The sequence below is a fragment of the Streptomyces sp. A0642 genome, assembly GCF_004795105.1.
GTDB lineage: Bacteria > Actinomycetota > Actinomycetes > Streptomycetales > Streptomycetaceae > Streptomyces.
Window position 1 is genome coordinate 334,397 of the sequence record NZ_SSBL01000005.1, and the last position, 24,252, is coordinate 358,648.

22 protein-coding genes are annotated in these 24,252 nt (G+C 71.0%); 10 read left to right on the plus strand and 12 right to left on the minus strand.

The genetic code is table 11. The features are described from left to right. Positions 1-89: 89 nt before the first annotated feature. Complete coding sequence (locus E6R60_RS13145; RefSeq protein ID WP_136326673.1) at positions 90-1,046, minus strand: pirin family protein; 957 nt, start codon at positions 1,044-1,046, stop codon at positions 90-92. A gap of 148 nt (positions 1,047-1,194) precedes the next feature. After that, positions 1,195-1,635 carry an SseB family protein gene (locus E6R60_RS13150; protein ID WP_136207169.1) on the minus strand — a complete coding sequence of 147 codons (441 nt, stop codon included), beginning with the start codon at positions 1,633-1,635 and terminating at the stop codon, positions 1,195-1,197. Between the two features lie 148 nt (positions 1,636-1,783). Between E6R60_RS13150 and E6R60_RS13155 the strand changes: the two genes are divergently transcribed. The 3 genes from E6R60_RS13155 (at position 1,784) to E6R60_RS13165 (ending at position 5,807) form a co-directional block, all read left to right on the plus strand. After that, the gene (locus E6R60_RS13155) at positions 1,784-3,610 is read left to right on the plus strand and encodes an acyl-CoA dehydrogenase (protein ID WP_136326674.1); all 1,827 of its coding nucleotides are present in this window, start codon (positions 1,784-1,786) and stop codon (positions 3,608-3,610) included. A gap of 166 nt (positions 3,611-3,776) precedes the next feature. Next, positions 3,777-4,448, plus strand: coding sequence for a hypothetical protein (locus E6R60_RS13160; RefSeq protein WP_136326675.1), 672 nt, complete (start codon positions 3,777-3,779; stop codon positions 4,446-4,448). A gap of 60 nt (positions 4,449-4,508) precedes the next feature. Continuing rightward, on the plus strand, positions 4,509-5,807 hold the full coding sequence (locus E6R60_RS13165) for a M18 family aminopeptidase (protein ID WP_136326676.1): 1,299 nt from the start codon (positions 4,509-4,511) through the stop codon (positions 5,805-5,807). 52 nt (positions 5,808-5,859) lie between these two features. On the opposite strand, the gene E6R60_RS13170 is transcribed toward E6R60_RS13165, so the two are convergent. Further along, positions 5,860-6,852, minus strand: coding sequence for a DJ-1/PfpI family protein (locus E6R60_RS13170; protein WP_136326677.1), 993 nt, complete (start codon positions 6,850-6,852; stop codon positions 5,860-5,862). Positions 6,853-7,014: 162 nt separating this feature from the next. Between E6R60_RS13170 and E6R60_RS13175 the strand changes: the two genes are divergently transcribed. The 3 genes from E6R60_RS13175 (at position 7,015) to E6R60_RS13185 (ending at position 10,936) form a co-directional block, all read left to right on the plus strand. Then, on the plus strand, positions 7,015-7,605 hold the full coding sequence (locus E6R60_RS13175) for an isochorismatase family protein (protein ID WP_136326678.1): 591 nt from the start codon (positions 7,015-7,017) through the stop codon (positions 7,603-7,605). Between the two features lie 98 nt (positions 7,606-7,703). After that, complete coding sequence (locus tag E6R60_RS13180) at positions 7,704-7,922, plus strand: DUF6458 family protein (protein ID WP_136326679.1); 219 nt, start codon at positions 7,704-7,706, stop codon at positions 7,920-7,922. Between the two features lie 158 nt (positions 7,923-8,080). Then, complete coding sequence (locus E6R60_RS13185; protein ID WP_136326680.1) at positions 8,081-10,936, plus strand: BTAD domain-containing putative transcriptional regulator; 2,856 nt, start codon at positions 8,081-8,083, stop codon at positions 10,934-10,936. A gap of 44 nt (positions 10,937-10,980) precedes the next feature. Here the strand turns inward: E6R60_RS13185 and E6R60_RS13190 are convergent, their stop codons facing one another. Next, on the minus strand, positions 10,981-12,792 hold the full coding sequence (locus E6R60_RS13190; protein ID WP_136326681.1) for an NHL domain-containing thioredoxin family protein: 1,812 nt from the start codon (positions 12,790-12,792) through the stop codon (positions 10,981-10,983). 64 nt (positions 12,793-12,856) lie between these two features. Between E6R60_RS13190 and E6R60_RS13195 the strand changes: the two genes are divergently transcribed. Next, positions 12,857-13,348, plus strand: a complete 492-nt coding sequence (locus E6R60_RS13195; RefSeq protein WP_136326682.1) for an LURP-one-related family protein — start codon at positions 12,857-12,859, stop codon at positions 13,346-13,348. Positions 13,349-13,417: 69 nt separating this feature from the next. Here the strand turns inward: E6R60_RS13195 and E6R60_RS13200 are convergent, their stop codons facing one another. Beyond that, complete coding sequence (locus E6R60_RS13200; protein WP_136326683.1) at positions 13,418-14,218, minus strand: carbon-nitrogen family hydrolase; 801 nt, start codon at positions 14,216-14,218, stop codon at positions 13,418-13,420. 173 nt (positions 14,219-14,391) lie between these two features. Here E6R60_RS13200 and E6R60_RS13205 point away from each other — a divergent pair, with 173 nt between their 5' ends. Further along, positions 14,392-15,216: a maleylpyruvate isomerase family mycothiol-dependent enzyme gene (locus tag E6R60_RS13205; protein ID WP_136326684.1), complete on the plus strand. Its 825-nt coding sequence runs from the start codon at positions 14,392-14,394 to the stop codon at positions 15,214-15,216. A 79-nt stretch (positions 15,217-15,295) separates the two neighbouring features. Here the strand turns inward: E6R60_RS13205 and E6R60_RS13210 are convergent, their stop codons facing one another. Both E6R60_RS13210 and E6R60_RS13215 read right to left on the minus strand, forming a co-directional pair. Then, complete coding sequence (locus E6R60_RS13210) at positions 15,296-16,603, minus strand: MFS transporter (RefSeq protein ID WP_136326685.1); 1,308 nt, start codon at positions 16,601-16,603, stop codon at positions 15,296-15,298. Further along, on the minus strand, positions 16,600-17,274 hold the full coding sequence (locus tag E6R60_RS13215; RefSeq protein WP_136326686.1) for a GntR family transcriptional regulator: 675 nt from the start codon (positions 17,272-17,274) through the stop codon (positions 16,600-16,602). The genes E6R60_RS13210 and E6R60_RS13215 overlap by 4 nt, the downstream gene beginning before the upstream one ends. 209 nt (positions 17,275-17,483) lie before the next feature. On the opposite strand from E6R60_RS13215, the gene E6R60_RS13220 reads away from it, so the two are divergent. Continuing rightward, a complete protein-coding gene (locus E6R60_RS13220; protein WP_206309402.1) occupies positions 17,484-18,383 on the plus strand; it encodes a serine hydrolase in 900 nt (299 codons plus the stop codon). 377 nt (positions 18,384-18,760) lie between these two features. On the opposite strand, the gene E6R60_RS13225 is transcribed toward E6R60_RS13220, so the two are convergent. The 4 genes from E6R60_RS13225 to E6R60_RS13240 all read right to left on the minus strand — a co-directional run bounded on the left by E6R60_RS13225 (position 18,761) and on the right by E6R60_RS13240 (position 22,016). After that, entirely contained in the window at positions 18,761-19,936 is a 1,176-nt protein-coding gene (locus E6R60_RS13225; RefSeq protein ID WP_136326687.1) for a serine hydrolase domain-containing protein, read from the minus strand. Positions 19,937-20,134: 198 nt separating this feature from the next. Next, positions 20,135-20,800, minus strand: coding sequence for a DUF4232 domain-containing protein (locus E6R60_RS13230; protein ID WP_136326688.1), 666 nt, complete (start codon positions 20,798-20,800; stop codon positions 20,135-20,137). 152 nt (positions 20,801-20,952) lie between these two features. Continuing rightward, positions 20,953-21,132: a DUF397 domain-containing protein gene (locus E6R60_RS13235; RefSeq protein WP_136326689.1), complete on the minus strand. Its 180-nt coding sequence runs from the start codon at positions 21,130-21,132 to the stop codon at positions 20,953-20,955. Next, positions 21,129-22,016 (minus strand): helix-turn-helix transcriptional regulator, encoded by an 888-nt coding sequence (locus E6R60_RS13240; RefSeq protein ID WP_240802529.1) that lies wholly within the window; start codon positions 22,014-22,016, stop codon positions 21,129-21,131. The genes E6R60_RS13235 and E6R60_RS13240 overlap by 4 nt, the downstream gene beginning before the upstream one ends. A gap of 219 nt (positions 22,017-22,235) precedes the next feature. Between E6R60_RS13240 and E6R60_RS13245 the strand changes: the two genes are divergently transcribed. Beyond that, positions 22,236-22,697, plus strand: coding sequence for an ATP-binding protein (locus E6R60_RS13245; protein ID WP_136326690.1), 462 nt, complete (start codon positions 22,236-22,238; stop codon positions 22,695-22,697). 136 nt (positions 22,698-22,833) lie between these two features. Here the strand turns inward: E6R60_RS13245 and E6R60_RS13250 are convergent, their stop codons facing one another. Next, the gene (locus E6R60_RS13250) at positions 22,834-24,252 is read right to left on the minus strand and encodes a dihydrolipoamide acetyltransferase family protein (RefSeq protein WP_136326691.1); all 1,419 of its coding nucleotides are present in this window, start codon (positions 24,250-24,252) and stop codon (positions 22,834-22,836) included.

Here is a 24,252-nt window from a genome sequence, read left to right on the forward strand (position 1 = left end):
CACGCCGCGGCGGCGGTGTCCCGCCCGTGCCGCCGTATGAGCGACGCATCGTCATACGGCGGACGGGACCCGCCCTGCCGAGGGGTCGCTCACATGCCGTGGACGGCCGGCACGGTGCCGAGGCGGCCGGCCTGGAAGTCCTCGAAGGCCTGCTTCAGTTCGGCCTGGCTGTTCATCACGAACGGCCCGTAGTGCGCCATCGGCTCCCGGATGGGACGGCCGCCGAGCAGCACGACCTCCAGGTCCGGGGTGTTGCCGTCCTGCGTCTCGTCCGCCCGGACGGTCAGCGAGGAGCCGGCGCCGAAGACCGCGGTCTGGCCCAGGTGGACGGGACGGCGCTCCGCACCGACGGTGCCGCGGCCCGCGAGCACGTACGCGAGGCCGTTGAAGTCCTCGCGCCACGGCAGCGTCACCTCGGCGCCGGGGCGCACGGTGGCGTGGATCATCGTGATGGGGGTGTGGGTGACGCCCGGGCCCTCGTGGCCGTCGAGCTCGCCCGCGATCACCCGGAGCAGCGCGCCGCCGTCCGGGGAGGCGAGCAGCTGGACCTGGCCGCCGCGGATGTCCTGGTAGCGCGGGGCCATCATCTTGTCGGCCTTGGGCAGGTTCACCCAGAGCTGGAGGCCGTGGAACAGGCCGCCCGACATGACGAGGGACTCCGGCGGCGCCTCGATGTGCAGCAGGCCGGAACCGGCTGTCATCCACTGGGTGTCGCCGTTCTGGATCGTGCCGCCGCCACCGTTGGAGTCCTGGTGGACGAAGGTGCCGTCGATCAGGTAGGTCACGGTCTCGAAGCCGCGGTGGGGGTGCCAAGGGGTCCCCTTCGGCTCGCCTGCGGCGTACTCCACCTCACCCATCTGGTCCATCATGATGAACGGGTCGAGGTGCTTGTAGTTGATCCCCGCGAAGGCGCGGCGGACCGGGAAGCCCTCGCCCTCGAACCCGGTGGGCGCCGTGGTGACGGTGAGCACGGGACGGGCCGTGGCGTCGCCGGCGGCGGCGACCTTGGGCAGGGTCAGCGGGTTTTCGACGGTCACTGCGGGCATGGGAGCCACCTCCGGGGGACTGTTCTCATTCAATTTAGTTGAATGGTGAACATCCCGCAAGGCGTCATCCATTCCCACGCCCTCCGAGCAGCGGAAAGGGGTCCGTACCGCCGGGCGGTACGGACCCCTTCCGGAGGAGTGCCCGCGATCAGCCGTACATGCGGCGCATCGCGAAGTCGACCATCTGCTCCACGGCCTTGGCGTCGAAGACCATGCGGTGCTCGCCCTCCATGTCCAGGACGAAGCCGTAGCCCGTGGGCAGCAGGTCGATCACCTCGGCACCGGTGATCACGAAGTACTTGGACTCCTTGCCCGCGTACAGCCTCAGCTCCTTGAGCGTGGTGAACATCGGGATCACGGGCTGCTGGGTGTTGTGCAGCGCGAGGAAGCCCGGATTGTCGCCGCGTGGGCAGTAGACCTTCGACGTCGCGAAGATCTGCTGGAAGTCCTCGGCGGACAGCGAGCCGGTGGTGAAGGCCCGTACCGCGTCGCCCAGCGAGGGCGGCGAGGGTTCGGGATACAGCGGCTGCTCGCCGTAGCCGCCACCCATCGGCTGCTGTGCGCCCTGGTTCTGGTCGTAGCCGTACATGAGCCAAAGAGTAATCGGACACATCTGCCCCTTGAGGGGTTGCGTCTTATTACTGACGGGTAGCATCATCGGAGAGGTCAGGTGATACGTCCGGGCCACCCCTCCACGGGGCGCTGCGCGCCACTGCTATTGATTACGGAGCCTTCCCATGGGGCACTACAAGTCGAATCTCCGCGACATCGAGTTCAACCTCTTCGAGGTGCTCGGGCGCGACAAGCTGTACGGCACCGGACCGTTCGCGGAGATGGACGTCGAGACCGCGAAGAGCATCCTCGACGAGGTCGCCCGCCTCGCGGAGAACGAGATCGCCGACTCGTACACCGACGCCGACCGCAACCCGCCGGTCTTCGACCCGGAGACCAACACCGCACCGGTCCCGGACACGTTCAAGAAGTCGTACCAGGCCTTCATGGACTCCGAGTACTGGCGCCTGGGTCTGCCCGAGGAGATCGGCGGCACGACGTCGCCGCGCTCCCTGATCTGGGGTTACGCGGAGCTGCTGCTCGGCTCCAACCCGGCCGTGTGGATGTACTCCTCCGGCCCGGCGTTCGCCGGCATCCTCTTCGACGAGGGCAACGAGGCGCAGAAGAAGATCGCCGAGATCGCCGTCGAGAAGCAGTGGGGCTCGACGATGGTCCTGACCGAGCCGGACGCCGGCTCCGACGTCGGCGCCGGCCGCACGAAGGCCGTCGAGCAGGAGGACGGCTCCTGGCACATCGAGGGCGTGAAGCGCTTCATCACCTCGGGCGAGCACGACATGTCCGAGAACATCCTCCACTACGTGCTGGCGCGTCCCGAGGGCGCCGGACCCGGCACCAAGGGCCTCTCCCTCTTCCTGGTCCCGAAGTTCCACTTCGACTGGACCACCGGCGAGCTGGGCGAGCGCAACGGCGTGTACGCGACCAACGTCGAGCACAAGATGGGCCTCAAGGCGTCCAACACGTGCGAGATGACGTTCGGTGACCAGCACCCCGCCAAGGGCTGGCTGATCGGCGACAAGCACGACGGCATCCGCCAGATGTTCCGCATCATCGAGTTCGCCCGCATGATGGTCGGCACGAAGGCGATCGCCACGCTGTCCACCGGCTACCTCAACGCGCTGGAGTACGCCAAGGAGCGCGTCCAGGGCACCGACCTGTCGCAGTTCATGGACAAGACGGCCCCCAAGGTCACCATCACGCACCACCCCGACGTCCGCCGCTCGCTCATGACGCAGAAGGCGTACGCCGAGGGCATGCGCTCCCTCGTGCTCTACACCGCATCCGTCCAGGACGCGATCCAGGAGAAGGAGGCGGCGGGCGAGGACACGAAGGCGCTGAACGGCCTCAACGACCTGCTGCTCCCGATCGTGAAGGGCTACGGCTCCGAGAAGTCGTACGAGCAGCTGGCGCAGTCGCTCCAGACGTTCGGCGGCTCCGGGTACCTCCAGGAGTACCCGATCGAGCAGTACATCCGTGACGCCAAGATCGACACGCTGTACGAGGGCACGACCGCCATCCAGGGCCAGGACTTCTTCTTCCGGAAGATCGTCCGCGACCAGGGCGCCTCGCTCAACACGCTCTCCGAGGAGATCAAGAAGTTCCTCGCGGGCGCCCACGGCAACGAGGAGCTGGCGGAGGCGCTGGACCACCTCGCCAAGGCGGCCGTGGACCTGGAGGCGATCGTCGGCACGATGATCACCGACCTCACCGCGACCGGCGAGGACGTCAAGAACATCTACAAGGTCGGCCTCAACTCGACCCGTCTGCTGCTGGCCTCCGGCGATGTCGTCGTCGGCTACCTGCTGCTGCGGGGAGCGGCCGTGGCCGCCGAGAAGCTGCCGACCGCCTCCCCGAAGGACGTCGCCTTCTACCAGGGCAAGATCGCCGCCGCGAAGTTCTTCGCCGCGAACATCCTGCCGGGCGTCGGCACCGAGCGCGCGCTCGCCGAGGCCGTCGACAACTCCCTGATGGAGCTGGACGAGGCCGCGTTCTAAGGTCGGCCCGTACAGCCCAGATCTCCACACGCACCGTCACCCGGACTCGTTTCCGGGTGACGGTGCTGTCGTAGAGGGGGACGGGACCCGGTCGACGAGGCCTTGTGCGGGCCGCTGCCTGCGTCTTCCCTAGGATCGAGTCCGGTTCCGACGGGGAGGCTGACACATGAGTCATGCGGGCAAACGGTGGTACAGGGGCGGCGCGGTGGCCGGGGCGGCGGCCTTGCTGCTCGTGGGCTGCGGCGGTGGGGACGAGGACGGCGGCACCGCGAAGGCACTCGGGAAGGCCGAGGTCTCCTCGGTCCTGCCGGACGCGAAGGCGGTACCGGGCTGGCGGACCGTGATGACGCCAGACGCCCAGGAGCCGAACCCGGAGTTCCCCCCGTCGGTGTGCCTTGCGGTGGACGAGAAGAAGCGCGAGACGGCCTGCGGCGACGTCGCCTACTGGGGCGCCTCCGCCTATGCGCGCAAGCCCGACGGCACGTCGCTCAACTTCTGGACGCTCGCCTACAAGGACGAGAAGTCCGCCGACGCCGCCTATGACGTGCTGGCCGAGCACTACGGCGGGGACCGGGTCGGCGTGGGCGCCGTGGCGGTCGGCATCGGCGAACCGGGCGACGAGCGCGAGGCCCATCGCGCCGAGATGGGCACGATGGGCGGTCCGGCCACCATCACCCAGGTCCGGGTCGGCACGACCGTGCTCGGCATCAGCACCGGCACGCAGGGCAAGAAGGCCGTCTCCGATCAGGAGGCGAAGGACTTCGCCGCCATGTTCGCCGAGCGGGCGCAGCAGGCGCAGGACGGCAAGAGGCCCTCTGCGGCCGTGGCCGGACGATAGCGACGGCCTCCGGGGGACGACGGTGAATCCTGCGGACCGGGTCTGGTTACAGTGAAGAACATGAGTCCCTCCCTCCTCTTCGACCGCGGCCACACAGACGACCTGATGGCCTTCCTGATGTCCGCCCCCTCCCCGTACCACGCCGTGGCGAGCGCCGCGGCGAGGCTGGAGAAGGCCGGTTTCCGACAGGTCGAGGAGACCGCGGCCTGGGACGGGACGACCGGCGGGAAGTACGTCCTGCGCGGCGGCGCGATCGTGGCCTGGTACGTGCCGGAGGGCGCCGGGGCGCACACGCCGTTCCGGATCGTGGGCGCGCACACCGACTCGCCGAATCTGCGGGTGAAGCCGCTGCCCGACACCGGTGCGTACGGCTGGCGGCAGATCGCCGTGGAGATCTACGGCGGCACGCTCCTCAACACCTGGCTGGACCGCGACCTCGGTCTCGCCGGCCGGATCACGCTGCGCGGGGGCACGCACCGGCTCGTGAACATCGACCGGCCCCTGCTGCGCGTCCCGCAGCTGGCCGTGCACCTGGACCGGTCGGCCAACACCGACGGCCTCAAGCTCGACCGCCAGAAGCACATGCAGCCCATCTGGGGACTCGGGGACGTCGAGGAGGGCGACCTCATCCGCTTCGTCGCCGAGGAAGCGGGCGTCGACGCCGACGACGTCACCGGCTGGGACCTGATGCCGCACCCCGTCGAGGCGCCCTCCTACCTGGGCCGCGACCGTGAGTTCGTGGCCGGGCCGCGCATGGACAACCTCCTGTCGGTGCACGCGGCGACCGCCGCGCTCGCCGCCGTCGCCGGGCAGCCCGACTCCGAGCTCCCGTACATCCCGGTGCTGGCCGCCTTCGACCACGAGGAGAACGGCTCGCAGTCCGACACCGGCGCGGACGGCCCGCTGCTCGGCACGGTCCTGGAGCGCTCGGTGTTCGCCCGCGGTGGCACGTACGAGGACCGGGCGCGCGCCTTCGCCGGCACCGTCTGCCTCTCCTCCGACACCGGCCACGCGATCCACCCCAACTACGCGGAGCGCCACGACCCGACGCACCACCCGGTCGTCAACGGCGGACCGATCCTCAAGATCAACGTCAACATGCGGTACGCGACCGACGGCAGCGGCCGGGCCGTGTTCGCCGCGGCGTGCGAGAAGGCGGGCGTGCCGTGGCAGACATTCGTCTCCAACAACTCCATGCCCTGCGGCACGACGATCGGCCCGATCACCGCCGCCCGGCACGGCATCCAGACCGTCGACATCGGGGTGGCGATCCTGTCGATGCACAGCGCCCGTGAACTGTGCGGCGCCGACGACCCGTTCCTCCTGGCGAACGCGCTGGCGGCCTTCCTGGCCGGCTGACGACACGTCCGGTCCAGCGGGCCCCCTGCCGGCGACGGCGGGGGGCCCGCTGTCATTCCGGGCGGGTGCGGAACCGCAGCCGGTATTCCGTCGGCGTCGTGTCGAGTCGGCGGCGGAACGCCCTGACCAGGGTGTCGGTGGTGCCGAACCCGCAGGTGGTGGCGATGCGTTCGAGAGTGGCGTCGGTGGATTCCAGCTGGTTGCGCGCCCGTTCGACGCGGACCGACTCGATGTAGGCGTGGGGTGTCGTGCCGAGTTCGGACTTGAAGATCCGGGTGAGCTGCCGCTCGCCGATGTGCCCGTGGCCGGCCAGGTCCGCGACGGTGAGCGGTTCACCGATGTTGCGCAGGATGTAGTGCCGCAGGTCCTCGATGCGCCGGGTCGTGGAGATCTGTTCCAGTGGAACGCTGAACTGGCTCTGCCCGCTCGGCCGCTTCAGGTACATCACGAGTTGCCTGGCGACCCGCAGCGCGACGGCCTCGCCCAGATCGTCGGCGACGAGGGCGAGCGACAGGTCGAGGCAGGCGCTGATCCCCGCCCCGGTCCACACGTTCCCCTCCCGGATGAAGATCGGATCGGCGTCGACCTCGACCAGCGGGTGGTCGGCGGCCAGTCGCTGCGCGGTCGACCAGTGCGTGGTGGCCCGTTTGCCGTCGAGGAGTCCCGCGGCGGCCAGGATGTGCGCGCCGACGCAGACGGACGTGACCCGGCGCGTGCGCCCGGCGAGCTGTTCCACCCGGCGCACGACGGCCGGATCGGTGAGCGGGTGCACGCGCCCCTGGCCGTCGGTCTCCACGGCTCCGGGGACGACCAGGGTGTCGACACTCCTGCCCGCCAGGTCGTCGAAGGTGAGGTCGGGGAGGATCCGGACCCCGGCGGACGTGGTGACCGGGTCCGTCGTCTCGGCCGCGAGCACCACCTCGTAGCCGGCCGCCTCCTCCGTCTCACGGCGCGCGAGGGAGAACACCTCGGGCGGCCCGGTGACGTCGAGCAGGTCGACGCCTTCGAAGAGGACGATGACGATCAGCCGTCCGACGGGGCTCATGTGCCTCCTGTCCTGGGGCGGCTGCGGTGTCCGCAGCGCGGTGTCTGTTTCTGCATGTTAGACGACATTGCCGACACCCCGGGTGGGTCGTAGCGTCGTAGGAGTGCGGCCGCCGGACCGGCCGGCCCGCCCTCCCCTACCGAAATCACAGGTGCCACAGCCATGCCCCGAACCACGCTGCGCCGGCTCAACGGCCTCGACGACACCCCCGCCGCCCTCGCCGACTCGACCCTCGTCCTCATCGACTACCAGAACACCTACACGACCGGTGTGATGGAACTGGACGGCTGGCAGCCCGCGCTCGACGCCGCCGCCCGGCTCCTGGCCCGGGCCCGTGAGGCGGGCACGACGGTCATCCACGTCATCAACGACGGCGGTGAGGGCACTCCGTACGACATCCGGGCCGAGATCGGCCGGATCCACCCGAGCGTCGCGCCGGTCGACGGCGAGACCGTCGTGGTCAAGCGCGTGCCGGACGCGTTCGTCGGCACCGACCTGGGTGAGCACGTGGAGGCCGCGGGGAAGAGCGACCTGGTCCTCGCCGGCTTCATGACCCACATGTGCGTCCAGTTCACCGCTCAGGGGGCGTTCCTGCGCGGCAACCGCCCCACCGTCGTCGCCGACGCCTGCGCGACCCGCGCCCTGCCGGTCGCCGGCACCGAACTGGACGCCGGCCAGGTGCACATCGGCGCCCTCGCCACCATCGCCGACCTGTACGGAGTGGTCGTCCCGACGCCGGACTCCCTGAACTAGCGACTTCTCCACGGGTGTTCCGGGGAATGCCCGTCCCCGGGCCGGGTACCCGCTGCGTACACGGCCCGGAGCCTCCGGGTCTGAAGGAGGCGGATCTCATGGGACTCGGAGGATGCATCATCCTCATCGGCGCGGGGGCGATCCTCGCCTTCGCCACCGACTGGCACATGGACACCGTCAACGTCGACCTGGTCGGCTGGATCATGATGATCGTCGGCATCATCGGTGTCTGCGTCTACGCGAGCGTGATGCGACGGCGCCGGATGGTCGTGCCGCCCGCCACCACCGTGGTGGCCGACGACGAACGGCGACTGTGACCTGAGCGGGCGCGCCCGGCCCACCGCGACTGTGACCTGCGCGGGCGCGCTCCACCCCCCGGGCGCACCCCCGCACCGGCACTCCGCGGTCCCCGATATTCTGGGTGCCTGTCCGTGACCCGGAACCGGGCGCGTCACACCCGGAAGGGAAGCCGCTCGTGGAGTTCCGGTTGCTCGGCACGGTCTGCGTCGACACGCTGACCGGGCCGCTGCCGCTCGGCCCCGTCAAACGCCGCAGCCTGCTCGCCGCACTGCTGCTGCGTGCCAACACGCCCGTGTCGATGCCGCGGCTGATGGACTGCCTGTGGGACGACTCCCCGCCGCTGCACGCCCGCACCGTCATCCAGGGCCACGTCTCCCGGCTGCGCGCCCTGCTGGTCGAGGCGGACGCGGAGGCGTACGGGGTCGAGCTGGCCACGCTCGGCGACGCGTACGTCCTGCGGGCGCCGGAAACCCTGCTGGACTCCCAGCGGTTCGAGGAACTGCTGATGCTGGCCCGGGAGCAGCGCAGTGCCGCCGACACGGTGCTGATGCTGAAGGAGGCCCTGTCGCTGTGGCAGGGGCCCGCACTCACCGGTACGTACGCCAGCGCGCCGCTCCAGGCGGCCGCGCACGCGCTGGAGGAGTCCCGGCTCACGACGGTCGAGCAACTGGCCCGTGCCTACGCCGTGCTGGGGGAGCACCACCGGGCGGCGGCGGTGCTGCGCGCCGAGGCCGACGCCCATCCGATGCGGGAGTCCCTCGCCGCGGCCCTGATGACGGCGCTGTACCGCTCGGGGCGGCAGTCCGAGGCGCTGGACCGGTTCCACCGCACCCGTCGGCTGCTCGCCGACGAACTGGGCATCGATCCGGGGCGGGAGCTGGCCGACGCGTACGCGCAGATCCTGCGCGGCGAGCCGGAGTCCGTGGCGGGCGATGGTGCCGCGCCGGGTCCGCTGGGCGAACCCGGCGCCTCCGCTTCCACCCGCCCGGGTGGCCGTCCGTCCGCCGGGACGGCCGCCACCGGCACCGCCGCACCGCCGTTCGCCGCGGAGGCCGTCCCCGCCACGCCGCCGCGCCCACCCCGCGTCCTGCCTTCGCCGCACCCCGCCACTCCGCACCCCACGGATCTGCTGCCGCGCGCTCCCCGGGGCTTCCACGGGCGCGGCGCGGAACTCAACGCGCTCTCCCGGGCCGCGGCGGGCGAGGCGCCCGTCTGTCTGGTCACCGGACCGGCCGGGGTCGGCAAGACCGCGCTGGCCCTGCACTGGGCGCGCCGGTCCCCGGCGGCCTTCCCCGACGGGCGGCTGTTCGCCGATCTGCGCGGGTTCTCCGAGACCGGTGAACCCACGCCCTTGGAAGTCCTGCGCGAGTTCCTGCTCGCGCTCGGCGTCGCTCCCCGCCGGATCCCGGAGTCCGTCGCCGGGGCCGCGGCGCTGTTCCGCTCGCTGACCGACCGGCTCAGCCTGCTCGTCGTCCTCGACAACGTCCGCGACTCCGCCCAGGTCGGCCATCTGCTGCCGGGCGGCACCGACTGCGTCACGCTGATCACCAGCAGGCACCGGCTGGAGGGGCTCATCGCCTCGGACGCCGCCGTGCCCGTCCCCCTCGACGTGTTCGAGCCGGTGGACGGCACCGCGCTCCTGGCCGGGGTGCTGGGCGAGGAGCGGGTCGTCGCCGAACCGGTGGCGGCCCGGCGGCTCGCCGAGCTCTGCGGCGGACTGCCCCTCGCCCTGCGGGTCACGGCGGCCCGGCTGGCGGGCCGCCCGCAGTGGACGCTCGCCGACATGGCCGACGAACTGGCCGACGAGCGCAGCCGGCTCACGTATCTCGCGGTGGAGGACACCGGGGTCTCCGCCGCCCTGCGGCTGACCGTGCAGCAACTGCCGCCGGACGCCGTCCACCACCTCGCCCGGCTCGGCCACCACCCCGGCGGCCACTTCGACCCGTACACGGCCGCCGCCCTCGCCGGTACCGATCCGGTCGTCGCCGCGGCCGCGCTGGAACGGCTCGCCGCCGCGCACCTGGTCACCGAGGCCGGGCCGGGGCGCTGGATTCTGCACGATCTCGTGCGGCTCTACGCCCGGGAGCTCGACCCCGGGGCCGGGACGGCCGCGCTGACCGGCGTGCTCGACCACTACATCGCCACCGCCCTGGCCGCCGCGGACACCGCCGAACCCGGCGGGGAGCCCTGCTTCGTGCTGCCGGACGGCTTCCAGCGGCCCGCCGCCGTGCGGGACTTCACCGACCGGGATGCGGCGATGGCCTGGCTCGCGGCCGAACGCGAGGACCTCGCCCTGGCCGCTGCCGCCGCCCGTGCCGCAGGGCTCGAGGACCGGGCCTGGCGGATCATCCTGCTCCAGTGGCCGCACGTGGTGTGGCGGGCGCGGGACGGCTGGACCCCGATGCTGGAACTGGCCCTGGCCGCCGCCGCCGCGCGCCGCGATCCGTACGCCGAGTCCCGGGTGCGCAATCTGCTGGGGTGGGTGCTGTCGGAAGAGGGCAGGACCGCCGAGGCGGTGGCCCTTCTGGAGCCTTCGCCCGGGCTGGCCCGGCAGGTCGGGGACCGGCTCGGCGAGGCGACGGCCCTGATCAACCTGGCGATCGTCCAGGCCGAACAGGGCGGTCTCGACGTGGCCATGGAGGGCTGCGGGCAGGCCCTGGAACTGGCCAGGGCGGAACCCGACGCGCACACCGAGATGCTCGCCCTCCAGCACCTGGCACGCATGCAGCTCACCGCGGGCCGCCCGCAGGACGCCCTGGACTCCACCCGCGCCGCCTTCGATCTGGGTCCCGAGCACGAGGAGACGGGCCGCCGGGTGCTGCTGACGACCGTCAGCGGCGAGGCGCAGATCGCCCTGGGCGCGGAGGACGAGGGAATCCGGCTGCTGGACCTGGCTGCCGCGGAGGCCGAACGCGCCGGTTACGACGAGGGCGCGGTGCGGGCCCTGGAGGCGTTGCTGCGGGTGGCCTCGGCGCCCGATTACGTGCGGCGGTACGAGGAAGCGGTCAGGCGCCTCGCCGGCGAGGCGTGAGGAGCGCCGGGGCGGGCCATGGCGGCCCGCCCCGGCGCCGGCGCTCAGCCCTGCTCGTCCATGCCCGCGAGCACCAGCGGAAGGCGCGAGGTCCCGTCGGCGGTCACGGTGACGGGGACGCCCCAGTCCTGCTGGTGGACGTGGCAGGCCGGGTACTCGTTCGCCGGGTCGTCGTCGCAGGACGCGGCCATCGCGGAGACGTGCAGGACGCCCTCGCTCACGCCGTCGGCGAGGACCAGGTCGCGGAACAGGTCGGTGCCCGCCCCCTCGCCCCCGGCCAGCAGCTCCGGCGGGGTGGAGGAGACCAGCAGCCGGGTCGAGGGCCCGTAGCGGGTGTCCAGCTTCTGACCGGCGGGCGCCTGGAAGACGACGTCGAGCCGGAGCGTGCCCGGGGCGATCCCCGTGGCCGCGCGCTGGGTGCGGTGCGCCTGGTCCGCGACCCGTACCGCCTCCTCGGGCAGCCGCAGCCGGGTGAGCCGGTGCCGGGCGGACTCGACGACCACCAGGTCGCCGTCGACCAGCACCGCGTCGCTGGGCTCGCGCAGGTCCGTGGCCAGGGTCGTGACCTCCTCGCTCACCGGGTCGTAGCGGCGCAGGGCGTGGTTGTACGTGTCGCAGACGGCGACGGACCCGTCCGGCAGCGCGGTGACACCCAGCGGGTGCTGGAGCAGGGCCTGCGCGGCCGCGCCGTCCCGGTGGCCGAAGTCGAAGAGCCCGGTGCCCACGGCGGTGTGCACGGCGCCCTCCCGGTCGACGTACCGCAGCGAGGACGTCTCCGAGTCGGCGACCCACAGCCGGTCATCGGTCGCGGCGAGCCCGGACGGCTGGGCGAACCAGGCCTCCGCGCCCGGACCGTCGACCAGGCCCTCGTTGGTGGTCCCGGCCGCGACCCGTACGGTGCCGTTCCCGGGGTCGTACGTCCACAGCTGGTGCACGCCCGCCATGGCGATCCACAGCCGGCCGTCGAACCAGGCGACGTCCCACGGCGAGGAGAGGTCGACCTCGTGTCCCGCTCCGCTGGTGGGCGCGCCCTGCCACCACTGGCGGCCGGTGCCCGCGAGGGTGGTCGTCACGCCGGTCGTGAGGTCGAGCGCGCGGATCGCGTGGTTCACCGTGTCGGCGACGGCGATCCGGCCGTCGGGCAGCACCGCCAGTCCCTGCGGCTCGCTGAACCTGACGTCGTCGGGCCCGCCGTCCACGAGTCCGCGCTCACCCGAACCGAAGTGGCGCCGGACGGTCTCGCCGTCCGTGTCCAGCTCGACCAGGCGGTGGCGGGTGGTGTCGGAGACCAGGAAGCCGCCGTCGGGGAGCAGCAGGGCCTTGCCGGGGAAGCGCAGATGGGTGGCGACCGGCTCGGGCGCCACGTACGGGCCGTCGCCGCGGCGCAGCGTGCCCTTCGCCGCGTGCTCGGCCTCCAGCTCCTCGACCAGCTTCTCGATGGCGTGGGCGTGTCCCTCACCGGCGTGCTGGGCGACGACATAACCCTCGGGGTCCACGACGACGAGCGTCGGCCAGGCGCGTACGGCGTACTGCTTCCAGGTGGCCAGCTCGGGGTCGTCGAGCACCGGGTGGTGGACTCCGTACCGCTCGACGGCGTCGACGACGGCCTGGTGCTCCGCCTCGTGGACGAACTTCGGCGAGTGCACGCCGATGATCACCACGGTGTCGCGGTGCTTCTCCTCCAGCTCGCGCAGCTCATCGAGGACATGCAGACAGTTCACACAGCAGAACGTCCAAAAATCCAAGATCACAATGCGTCCTCGCAGATCAGCGAGGGTGTACTGCCGGTCGCCTGTATTGAGCCAGCCGCCCTTGCCGATCAGTTCGGGGGCCCTGACGCGCGCACGTGTTGCCATGTGAAGAGTCAACATCACCGTGGCGTCCCCACATTCCACAGGGGGCTCGGGGAACCTGTGAGCCATGAGACTTCTCGTGCGTGAGCGACTGTTCGGCATCGGCGACGACTACTGGATCGAGGACGCGGACGGCCGCAAGGCCTTCCTCGTCGACGGCAAGGCCATGCGGCTGCGCGACACCTTCCAGCTGAAGGACGCGCAGGGCCGGATCGTCGTCGAGATCAGGCAGAAACTGCTCAGCCTGCGCGACACGATGCTCATCGAGCGGGACGGCGAGCAGCTGGCGAAGGTCAAGCGGAAGCGCCTGTCGCTGCTGCGCAACCACTACCGGGTGACGCTGGTGGACGGGACCGAGCTCGATGTCAGCGGCAAGATCCTGGACCGCGAGTTCGCGGTGGACTACGACGGCGAGTTGCTGGCCCAGATCTCACGTCGCTGGCTGACCGTCCGGGACACGTACGGGATCGACATCGTGCGCGAGGACGCGGACGCGGGGCTGCTGATCGCGGTGGCGGTATGTGTGATCGTGCTGGCGGAGAAGGAGCAGGAGGAGTAGGGGAAGCCGGCCCTGTTTCACGTGAAACAAGGCCGGACCCACGTGAGGCAGGGCCGGCCCTGCGCTCGGCTACAGCGGATGCGCCGGCGGTTCGAGCCCCAGTCGGCGGTCCTTGAGCGCGGGGAACTGCTCCCGGGTGGCGGCGACCTTGGCCGGGTCGAACTCCACGGTCAGCACCTCCTCGTCCGCCCCCGCCTCGGCGAGCACTTCACCCCAGGGGTCCACGACGATGCTGTGCCCCGCCTGCTGGATGCCGGCGTGGGTGCCGGCGGAGCCGACGGCCAGGACGTAGGCCTGGTTCTCGACGGCCCTGGCCCGGGCGAGCAGCGTCCAGTGGGCGCGGCGGCGCTCGGGCCAGCCGGCCGCGACCACGAGGGTTTCGGCCCCCGCGTCCACCAGCCCGCGGAACAGCTCGGGGAAGCGCAGGTCGTAGCAGGTCGCGAGGCCGAGCGTGGTGTGCGGCAGGGCGAGCGTCACCAGTTCGTCGCCGGCGCCCATCATGACCGCCTCGCCCTTGTCGAAGCCGAAGCGGTGGATCTTGCGGTACGCGGCGGCCCGTTCGCCCTCGGGCGTGAAGACCAACGTGGTGTTGTAGAGCGTGCCGTCGGCGGCCCGCTCCACGAAGGAGCCCGCGTGCAGCCAGACCCCGGCACCGGCGGCGGCCTTGGCCATCACCTCGTGCGTGGGACCGTTCAGGGGCTCGGCCTCCTCCTCGAACGCGGTGTAGGCGAAGGCTCCGACCGGCCAGAGTTCGGGCAGAACCACCAGGTCCGCGCCCCGTTGGGCCGCAACCAGTGAAGCCGCGCGTTCCCTACGGGAATTGACGGATTCGTCCGGGTCTACTGCGATCTGGATGAGGGAGGCGCGCACACTACCACCGTCCTGGCATTCGAGCCGTCAACACGGGCCTACGATCGTCACACGAAAGCACTGCCGGGGTGCCTGCTCGCAGCGTAACTTAGCGACCGAACCTCATCGCAGCTCGCAGCCCGTCCGCGCCCAGCTCTCCAGCCCATGCACCGCAGAACCGCACGAGGGGTCCCGTGACCGTCCATCCCAGCCTCCAGACCTACGCCGACGCCTGGACCCACTCCATCGAGTCGATAGCCGAGCTGGTGAGCCCGCTCACCGAGGGGGAGTGGAACGGCCGTACGCCCTGCCCCAACTGGTCGGTGCGGGACATCGTCTCGCACATCATCGGCATGGAGTGCGAGCAGCTCGGCGATCCGCGCCCCATCCACACGCTCCCGCGTGATCTCTTCCATGTGCAGAGCGACTTCGCCCGCTACATGGAGATGCAGGTCGACGTGCGGCGCCACCACACCGCACCGGAGATGACCTCCGAACTGGAGTACACGATCATCCGCCGAGCCCGTCAGCTGCGCAACGAGACGCGTGACCCCGAGACCATGACGCGGGCCCCGCTCGGCGCCGAGCAGACCCTCGAACAGGCGCTGCGGATGCGCGCCTTCGACGTCTGGGTGCATGAGCAGGACCTGCGGACGACGCTGGGCAAGCCCGGCCATCTCGATTCCCCGGGCTCCGCGATCGTCCGGGACACGCTGCTCATGGCGCTTCCGAAGGTCGTCGCCAAGGACGCGGGCGCACCGCCCAACTCGGCGGTCGTGCTGGACGTGCACGGGCCGGTGGAGTTCCTGCGCACCGTCAGGGTCGACGCGGAGGGCCGCGGTTCGGTGGACGGCGCGCCGTCGCTCGGCCCCGCGGTGACGCTGGCCATGGACTGGGAGACGTACGTCCGCCTGGCCTGCGGGCGGGTGCGGGCGAGCGCGGTGGCGGACCGGATCAAGGCCGAGGGCGATCAGGACCTGGCCGCGGCGATCCTGCAGAACTTCGCCGTCACTCCCTGACACGGCACGGCGGCGCCCGCCCCGCACCGGGGACGGGCGCGCCGCCGAGCGGTCACCCGGTCGCGACCCCGTTCCGGAGTCACACGGGCACGTGCACGGCCTCCACGCGGCTGATCACATGGTGCTCGCGCTCCCGGTGCGCGGCCTTCCGCCGCAGTCGGAGGATCTGTACGACGCCGAGGGCCTCCAGGACGAAGACCGAGGCGAAGGCGATGCGGTAGTTGTCACCCGTCGCGTCCAGCAGCACGCCGACGGCGAACAGCGTGGTCATGGAGGCGACGAAGCCGCCCATGTTGACGATGCCCGACGCGGTGCCTTGGCGCTCCGGCGGATTGGCCGGGCGGGCGAAGTCGAAGCCGATCATCGAGGCGGGCCCGCAGGAGCCGAGCACCACGCACAGCGTGATCAGCAGCCACATGGGCGCGTGGTCGCCGGGGTGGAGGATGGCCGAGGCCCACAGCAGCGCCGTCATCGCGACCGTCCCCAGCGCGAGCGGGATCCGGGCCGCGTGGTGGCGGGCGATGACCTGCCCGTACACGAGGCCGACGCCCATGTTGGAGAGCACCACCAGGGTGAGCAGCTCCCCCGCCGTGCCACGGCTCAGCCCCTGGTCCTCGACCAGGAACGGCATGCCCCACAGCAGCAGGAACACCATGGCCGGGAACTGCGTGGTGAAGTGCACCCACATCCCGAGCCGGGTGCCGGGCTCCCGCCAGGAGGCGGCGATCTGCTTGCGTACGTACGTGGCGCCGGCGTGCTCCGCGGGCGGCGGCTCGAACCCCTCGGGGTGGTCCTTGAGGAAGAGCAGGAGCAGCACGAGCACCATGACTCCCGCCAGCGAGCTGCCGACGAAGGTGGCGGTCCAGCCGAAGCCGTGCAGGGACCGGGCGATGACCAGCGTCGAGACGAGGTTGCCCGCCATGCCGAAGAGGGCGGCGACCTGTCCGATCAGCGGGCCGCGCCGGGCCGGGAACCAGCGCGCCCCCAGCCGCAGCACGCTGATGAACGTCATCGCGTCGCCGCACCCGAGCAGGGCGCGGGAGGCCAGTGCGGTGCCGTACGAGGGGGAGAGCGCGAAGCCGAGCTGGCCGAGGGTGAACAGGACGGCCCCGAGGGCGAGCACCCTCTTGGTGCCGAGCCGGTCCACCATCAGGCCCACGGGTATCTGCATGCCCGCGTAGACGAGCAGTTGGAGGATGGAGAAGGTGGAGAGCGCCGAGGCGTTGACGTCGAAGCGGTCGGCGGCGTCGAGCCCCGCGACACCCAGGCTGGTGCGGAAGATGATCGCGACGAAGTAGACGGCGACGCCGATGCCCCAGACCCAGGCGGCACGCCGGCCGCCGGGCGGATCACCGGGCAGGGACAGGGTGGGGGCGGCGGAGCTCACCGGTCCTCCCCCCTGACCAGCACCTTGACCCGGCTGACGTGGCGGCGCACGACCTGCGCGGCGCCGTCCGCGTCACCGGCCCTGATCGCCTCCAGCAGCTCGCCGTGCTCGGTGATGTTGGCGGCGATCCTGCCCGGGTGGGACTCCATGACGGCGACGCCCATCCGCAGCTGACGGTCGCGCATCTGGTCGTAGAGGCGGGACAGGATCTCGTTGCCCGCGTGCTTGACGATCTCGGCGTGGAAGCAGCGGTCCTTCACGGAGACGGCGGCCAGGTCGCCGGCCTCGGACAACTGCCGCTGCTCCTCCAGGAGCTGTTCCAGCCGGGCGATCAGCTTCGCCGACGCGGGCACCGCCTTGCGCACCGCGAACTCCTCGACGAGCAGCCGGGTCTCCACGACGTCGGCGATCTCCTGCGCGGACACGGCGAGCACCAGGGCGCCCTTCTTCGGGTAGAGCTTGATCAGCCCCTCGACCTCCAGCCGCAGCAGCGCCTCGCGCACGGGCGTACGGGAGACCCCCACGGCCTCGGCGAGGTCACCCTCGGTCAGGAGCGTCCCGCCCTCGTAGCGGCGGTCCAGGACCGCGTCCTTGATGTGGGTGTAGACCCGCTCGGCGGCGGGGGGCTGCTTCACGGGCGGGCGGACCGGCGAGGGGGCGGGGGCAGGCATGCGCACAGCATAGATACAACATGCACGCAAGGCGGAACCGTTTCACCATGCGGACGCGCGCGCCCTCGCCGCCGATCCGGAATCCGCGCCCCCGGATTTCGTACGAAAACACACCCTCATGCGCCACAACCATTTATCGGCCCCATAAGTCTCATCAGCGCGCGGCACCCCCATGTAGCCGCATTCGAGGGGCATTTGGAGCGTATATCTTGAAACTCGGCATTCAGCGCATAAGGCGCATTTCGGCCGCCGCCACGGTGGCCCTCACCGCGGGCGCCGTCCTCGCCGGCGGGGCCTTCGCCACCACGGCGCAGGCCGCCACGCCGCCGACCCCGAAGATCGTCGCCAAGGGCGGCTTCGTGATGAACAACGGCACCGGGAAGACCCTGTTCACCAAGGCCGCGGACACCCGTCGTTCCACCGGCTCCACCACGAAGATCATGACCGCCCGGGTGGTGCTGGCCCAGAAGGGCCTCAACCTGAATTCCAAGGTGACGGTCCAGAAGGCGTACAGCGACTACATCGTCGCCAAGGGCGCGTCCTCGGCCCGCCTCATCGTGGGCGACAAGGTGACGGTCCGCCAGCTGCTGTACGGCCTGATGCTGCCGTCCGGCTGCGACGCCGCGTACGCACTGGCCGACAAGTTCGGCTCGGGTTCCACGCGCGCGGCCCGCGTGAAGTCGTTCATCGGCAAGATGAACAGCACCGCCAAGACGCTCGGCCTGAAGAACACGCACTTCGACTCGTTCGACGGCATAGGGAACGGGTCCAACTACTCGACCCCGCGCGACCTGACGAAGCTCGCGAGCAGCGCGATGAAGTACTCCACGTTCCGCACGGTCGTGAAGACGAAGTCGACGAAGCAGAAGGTCACGACGAAGAGCGGTGGCTACCGCTACATGTCGTGGACCAACACGAACAAGCTGCTGGGTACGTACAGCGGCGCGATCGGCGTCAAGACCGGCTCCGGCCCGACGGCCAAGTACTGCCTGGTCTTCGCCGCCACCCGCAACGGCAAGACGGTCATCGGTACGGTCCTGACCTCCACCTCGGAGGCCAACCGCACGGCGGACGCGAAGAAGCTGATGGACTACGGCTTCAAGAAGTAGCCCGCGGTCGTACGCAGGGGCCCGGCGAGCGCAGCACCGCGCGCGCCGGGCCCCTTCGCGCGCGATCCCGGCGAGCCGCCCCTCCCGCACCGCGCCGGGCCCCTTCGCGCGCGGACCCGGGGCGCTCCGCCCCGCGCGCACCGCGCCGACAGCACCTCCCTTTAGGGCGTGTTTCGAAAGTCCCGCCTGCTCGGCGACGCCTGGCACTTCCCCGAGCTCTCGGCTTCGCTCGAGCAGGGGAGACCCCATTGCTCGCCGCGTTGTCGGGGTCGCCCCGATACAGCCAGTATCGGGGCGACCCTCCGCCTTGCGATCGCACGCACCAGACGCCGCCGAGCCCGCCCTCCGGGCGGACGGCGCTACTGTCGAAACACGCCCTAGCCGGCCCGTCCCTCCCCCGGCGCGGCGGCCCCGCACAGTTCCTGGTCCACGAGTGTCCTCATCGCCTGCTGCGTGTCCGGGCCGCCGTCACTCGTGGCGTACACCACGGCCGTGCTGGATCCGTCCCGGGTGATGCCGGCCCAGGTGCGGTAGCCGAGCAGTTCGCCCGGGTGCCCGAAGTAGGTGCCGCCGCAGGTCAACGGGATCTCGCCCAGCCCGAGTCCATACCTGACGCCCATCACGGGTGCGGCCACCGTGGTGGTCATCTCGGCCAGCTCCGCCGGTTCCAGGAGGCGGCCCCCGAGCAGTGCGGTGTAGAACCGGCCCAGATCGTGCGTGGTGCTGATCACCGCGCCGGAGCCGACGGCCATGCTCGGGTTGAGCACCGTGACGTCGGTGCCCGTGCCCGTGCCCGTCCCGAAGGCGGTGTAGGCCCGGGCGTGGGGGCCGGGGATGAGCGGCGACGCGCCGGGCGTGCTGGTACCGCTCAGACCCAGCGGCCGGATGATCCGGTCCTCCACCTCCCGGTCCCAGCTCCGGCCGGTCACCTCACGGATGATCATCGCGGCGAGAACGTAGTTGGGGTTGGAGTAGGACCACGCGGCCTCGGTCGACATACCCTCCGGGCTCCGCATCGCCAGCCCCACCAGCTCTTCCGGGGTGTACGTACGGAATCGCTCGGCCCGGTACCCGCCTGCGCTGTTCAATGCGGCGATCTCCGGCAGGACTTCGGGGATCCCGCTGGTGTGCTGCAACAGCTGCCGCACGGTGACGGAACCGCCGTCGGGGCCGCTGCCCCCGACCACTCCCGGCAGCCACCGCTCCACGGTGTCCTCCAGGGACATGCGCCCCTCGCCGACGAGTTGCAGCACGACCGTGGCGGTGAACGTCTTGGTGGCGCTGCCGATCCGGAACCTGCCGCCCGGAGGCATGGGCCTCCTGGTGCCCCGCTCGGCCGTCCCGGCCCGCGCGACGGCATGGGTGCCCGGTGACGTCACCTCGGCGGCCACACCGACGGCGCCGGTGGCGTGGATCGCGTCCACCTGCTGCTGGAGCGGATCGGGCCGCCGCGGATTCGCCGCCGCCGACGGCCCGCTCGATGTGACGAGGAGGATCGTGGCCAGGCCGGTCAGGACGAACAGTCCACGCCGACGCCTTCGTAACACCTGCATGAGGGACCCCGTTTCCGCCCTCGGCCCGCGGCCCTTCAGCGCGCGGATCCGAAGGTCGCGCCCATCCCACCAGGGAAGAGGCGGCCGGCCCATCCTGCCTGCACCCGACGCGGGGATGCGCTGGCGTCAGGGCCGCCCCGGGGGTTATCCGGGTGAGCGACCTGGGGCCTGCCTCCCGGCCGCACCCGAACAGCCGGGTCAGCCGCCCTGGCCGGCGCTTCCGATCGGGCCGACCTTCACGGAGCCCGAGTCGGACCCGTCCGTGACGGGCAGCGAGCCCCGGCCCGGCCAGGCGAGGGTGACCGACTTCGTCTCGTTCGGCGGGGTCACGACCAGCCCCGTGATGCGGACGCCGGAGCCTCCCGTCTCATTGAGCGGGTAGTTGATGGCGAAGGCGATCGTCTTCCCGTCCTTGAGGACGTACGGATCGCCGGGCGCACCCGTTCGCGTCGCGGACAGTGATCCCGCGGCGGTCTTCAGGTCGACTCCCGCGAACCCGGAGATCACGCAGTCCCCACCGCTGCGGTTCTTCAGTTCCACGGCGACGGTGCCGTCGGGGTCGCCGTCGATGAAGTTGTCCTTCGCGGTGATCTCCAGCCCGTCGGTCGTGCACTTGGCGACCTTGCCGCTGCCGTCGGACCCGGCAGGGGCAGCGGTGTCCTTCCCACCGGGACTCGCCCCGGCGGACTCCTTCCCGCTGTCCGCCTCCGGACCGCCCGAGCCCGACCCACCACCGGTGGCCGACGCGGACGCCGCGGACGACGGGTCGGTCTGCCCCACGGCTGCGTCGTCGTTCTGGCAGGCCGTGAGCGACAGACCCGCGGCGACGACCAGGGCTGCGAAGGTGAGCTTGTGAGCGCGCATCGTTCGTCCTCAGTATCCGTTGACAGTGCCGGCCGCTCGGTACGAGACGTACGAGCGAGCGCTTCTGATCAACAAGAACGGTCTGGGACGGTGGTCCGTTGCGCCCAACCCGTGGCTACTACACCGTTGTTACACAGCTGTGGACGCCCACGTCAGCCCTGGCGCAACCCGGCCTGGAAGGCATCCCACGCGGCGGGGGCGAGGAGGAGGACGGGGCCGGCGGGGGACTTGGAGTCCCGTACGGCGACGGTGCCGGGGATGTTGCGGGCGACCTCGACGCATTCGCCGTTCGGCTCGCTGTGGCTGGACTTCGTGAAGCGGAAATCAGTCATTCGTTCATTCCTTTGGCGATGGCCTCGATGAACATCATCGAGTCGTACGGCGACAGGCTCGTGGCGCACGTACGCGCGAACAGTTCGGTGTAGGAAGCGCTCTCCTCCACGCCCTCAACCCAGTTGGTGGTACGTAGCCCGTCCATGTGCACGACGTCCATCGCGCCTTCCTCGGCGAACGTAAGGATATTGAAGGACCCACCGCCGCAGGAATGCACCCCCGCTCTGAAAGGGAGCACCTGAATGTCGATGGTGGGCTCGTCCGCCAGTTCGCGCAGCCGCTCCAACTGATGGCGCATGACCCGAGGGCCGCCGATCATCTGACGCAGCGCGGCTTCCCAGATCACCGCATGCACGCGGAGCGGAGTCGGACCACTGAGTCGGCGCTGGCGACGCAACCGGACATCGACGATGCGCTCGACCTCATCAATCTCATCGGGTGAAACGGCTGCGACTGCCAGAGCTCGCATGTACTCCGGGGTCTGGAAGAGCCCTGGAATCAAGGCGAGTTGCCAGGTTCGAACCTTGACGGCCACGTCCTCCATGGCGATGTACTCGCGCAGGTTCCCCGCAGTGAGCGAGGTGACCCACCAGCCCTTCGCCCTGCGCCGCTCCCGGTCGAGCTTCGCCAACCGTAGAAGGCCCTCAACCACTTGAGGGCTCTCGACGCCGTACAACCGGCACAGCGCGATGATGTCGGGGTCCCGAAACGGCACCCAGCCGCGCTCCATTTTGGCGACCTTCGCCGCCTGGGCGCTGAGGATGTCCGCAGCATGCGCCTGGTTCAGGCCGGCAGCTTCGCGAAACGCCAACAGCTGGCCGCCCAACTGCCGCGCCAGAACGGTAGAGACGCGATTTCCCAAGTCGGCCCGTGCCTTCGGCACCGTTCAACACCTCCCATGTCCGGAACAGTCTGCACCGATCGATCAGACGGCCACAATCACACTTGCGGGGATAATTATCTCCGAGAGATTGTGTGCGCCTCACCGAATCGCTACGTTCGGTACTCACCCGTTCACCCAGAGGATCAACGGGGGCGGAAGTGCACCGCTCTGCCCTGCGCAGACGCGGCATCGCCACCGCCCGCACGAGGAGGCGCGACCATGACCGCAGCCCAAGAATCCCCCGCACCCCAACCCGACCCCCACCCCCCACTCCACGAGGACCGCCTCGACTACACCCCCACCGCCCGCAGCGTCACCCTCTGCCGCCGACGCGCCGCGCGCCTCGTCGCCGAGTGGGGGCATCCCGAAAGCGCCGGTGAAGCCGCGCTGCTCGTCAGCGAGTTGGCGACCAACGCCCTGATGCACGGCTGCATGCGCGGGCGGCTCTTCCGGGTTCGGCTCGTCCTCACCACGGCCACCCTCCGGATCGAGGTCGGCGACCCCCGCGGGGAGCGGCTGCCGGGTCTGCGGGAAGCGGGCGCCGATGACTGTTACGGGCGCGGGCTGCTCATCGTCGACCGGATCGCCGACCGCTGGGGTGTCGAGCCGCAGACCGTCGGCAAGACCGTCTTCGCCGAACTCGCCCTGCGGCCCCTCCTCACCGGCCCACAACGAAGTTGAGAGCGCGCGGTGGACGCACGCCACGACGGCCCGGAAGGCGCCTGGGGCCATCACCCGAGAGCCGGCCCGCCCGGCCCGTGGGCCCGGACATGCCGATGGGCCCGCGCACCACACGGCGCGGGCCCATCTCACACACCTACGCCCAAGTGATCAGGCGCTTCGGCTGTTCCAGGATCGCGGCGACGTCCGCCAGGACCTTGGAGCCGAGCTCGCCGTCGACCAGGCGGTGGTCGAACGACAGGGCCAGCGTGGTGACCTGACGGGGCTTCACCTTGCCCTTGTGGACCCAGGGCTGCGGCTTGATCGCGCCGACCGCGAGGATCGCGGACTCGCCCGGGTTCAGGATCGGTGTTCCGGTGTCGACGCCGAAGACGCCGACATTGGTGATGGTCACCGTGCCGCCCGCCATCGCCGCGGGGGACGTCTTGCCCTCGCGGGCCGTGGAGACCAGCTCGCCCAAGGATGCGGCCAGTTGCGGCAGCGTCTGGTCCTGGGCGTCCTTGATGTTCGGGACGATCAGTCCGCGCGGGGTGGCGGCGGCGATGCCCAGGTTGACGTAGTGCTTCTGCACGATCTCCTGGTTCGCCTCGTCCCAGGCGGCGTTGACCCCGGGGTTCCGCTTGATCGCGACGAGGAGGGCCTTGGCGATGATCAGGAGCGGGTTGACCCGCACCCCGGCCATGTCCTTGTCCTCCTTGAGCTCCGCCACGAGCTTCATCGTGCGCGTCACGTCGACGGTCACGAACTCCGTGACGTGCGGCGCCGTGAACGCGCTGCCGACCATCGCCTGGGCGATGGCCTTCCGTACGCCCTTGACGGGGATACGCGTCTCGCGCGCACCCGACGCCACAGGGGCCGGCGCGACCGGAGCCGCGACCGGGACGGGGGGCTCGGCCTGCACCGGCGCGGGGGCGGGCGCGGGCGTCGCCGCCGCGTGCACGTCCTCGCGGGTGATGACGCCGCCGTCGCCGGTCGGGGTGACCGTCGCCAGGTCGATGCCCAGGTCCTTGGCGAGCTTGCGCACCGGCGGCTTGGCCAGCGGACGGGACTCGGCGGCCGCGGCGGGACCGTGGCCGTTCATCTCGACCTGGATCGCGGCGGATGCGGCCGCGGGAGCCGCCTCCGTGCCCTTGCGGGCGCGCCGCTTCGTGGAGGACTCGGCCACGCCGTAGCCCACCAGGACCGGCTGGCGGCCCTTGGGGGCCTCCTCCGGTTCGGGCGCGGACGGGGCGGGAACGGCCTCCGGAGCGGCCGGCGCCACCGGCGCCGCGTCGCCCGAACCCGGCGCCACGTCCACCGCGATGATCACCTGGCCGACGTCGACGGTCGTGCCCTCGGGGAAGCGCAGCTCGTGCACCACGCCGTCGAACGGGATGGGCAGCTCCACGGCCGCCTTCGCCGTCTCGACCTCGCAGACGACCTGGCCGTCGGTGACGGTGTCGCCCGGCTGGACGAACCACTTGAGGATCTCGGCCTCGGTCAGTCCCTCGCCCACGTCGGGCATCTTGAACTCACGGAAGCGAGCAGCGTTGGAAGTGTCGGTCATCGTTGTCAC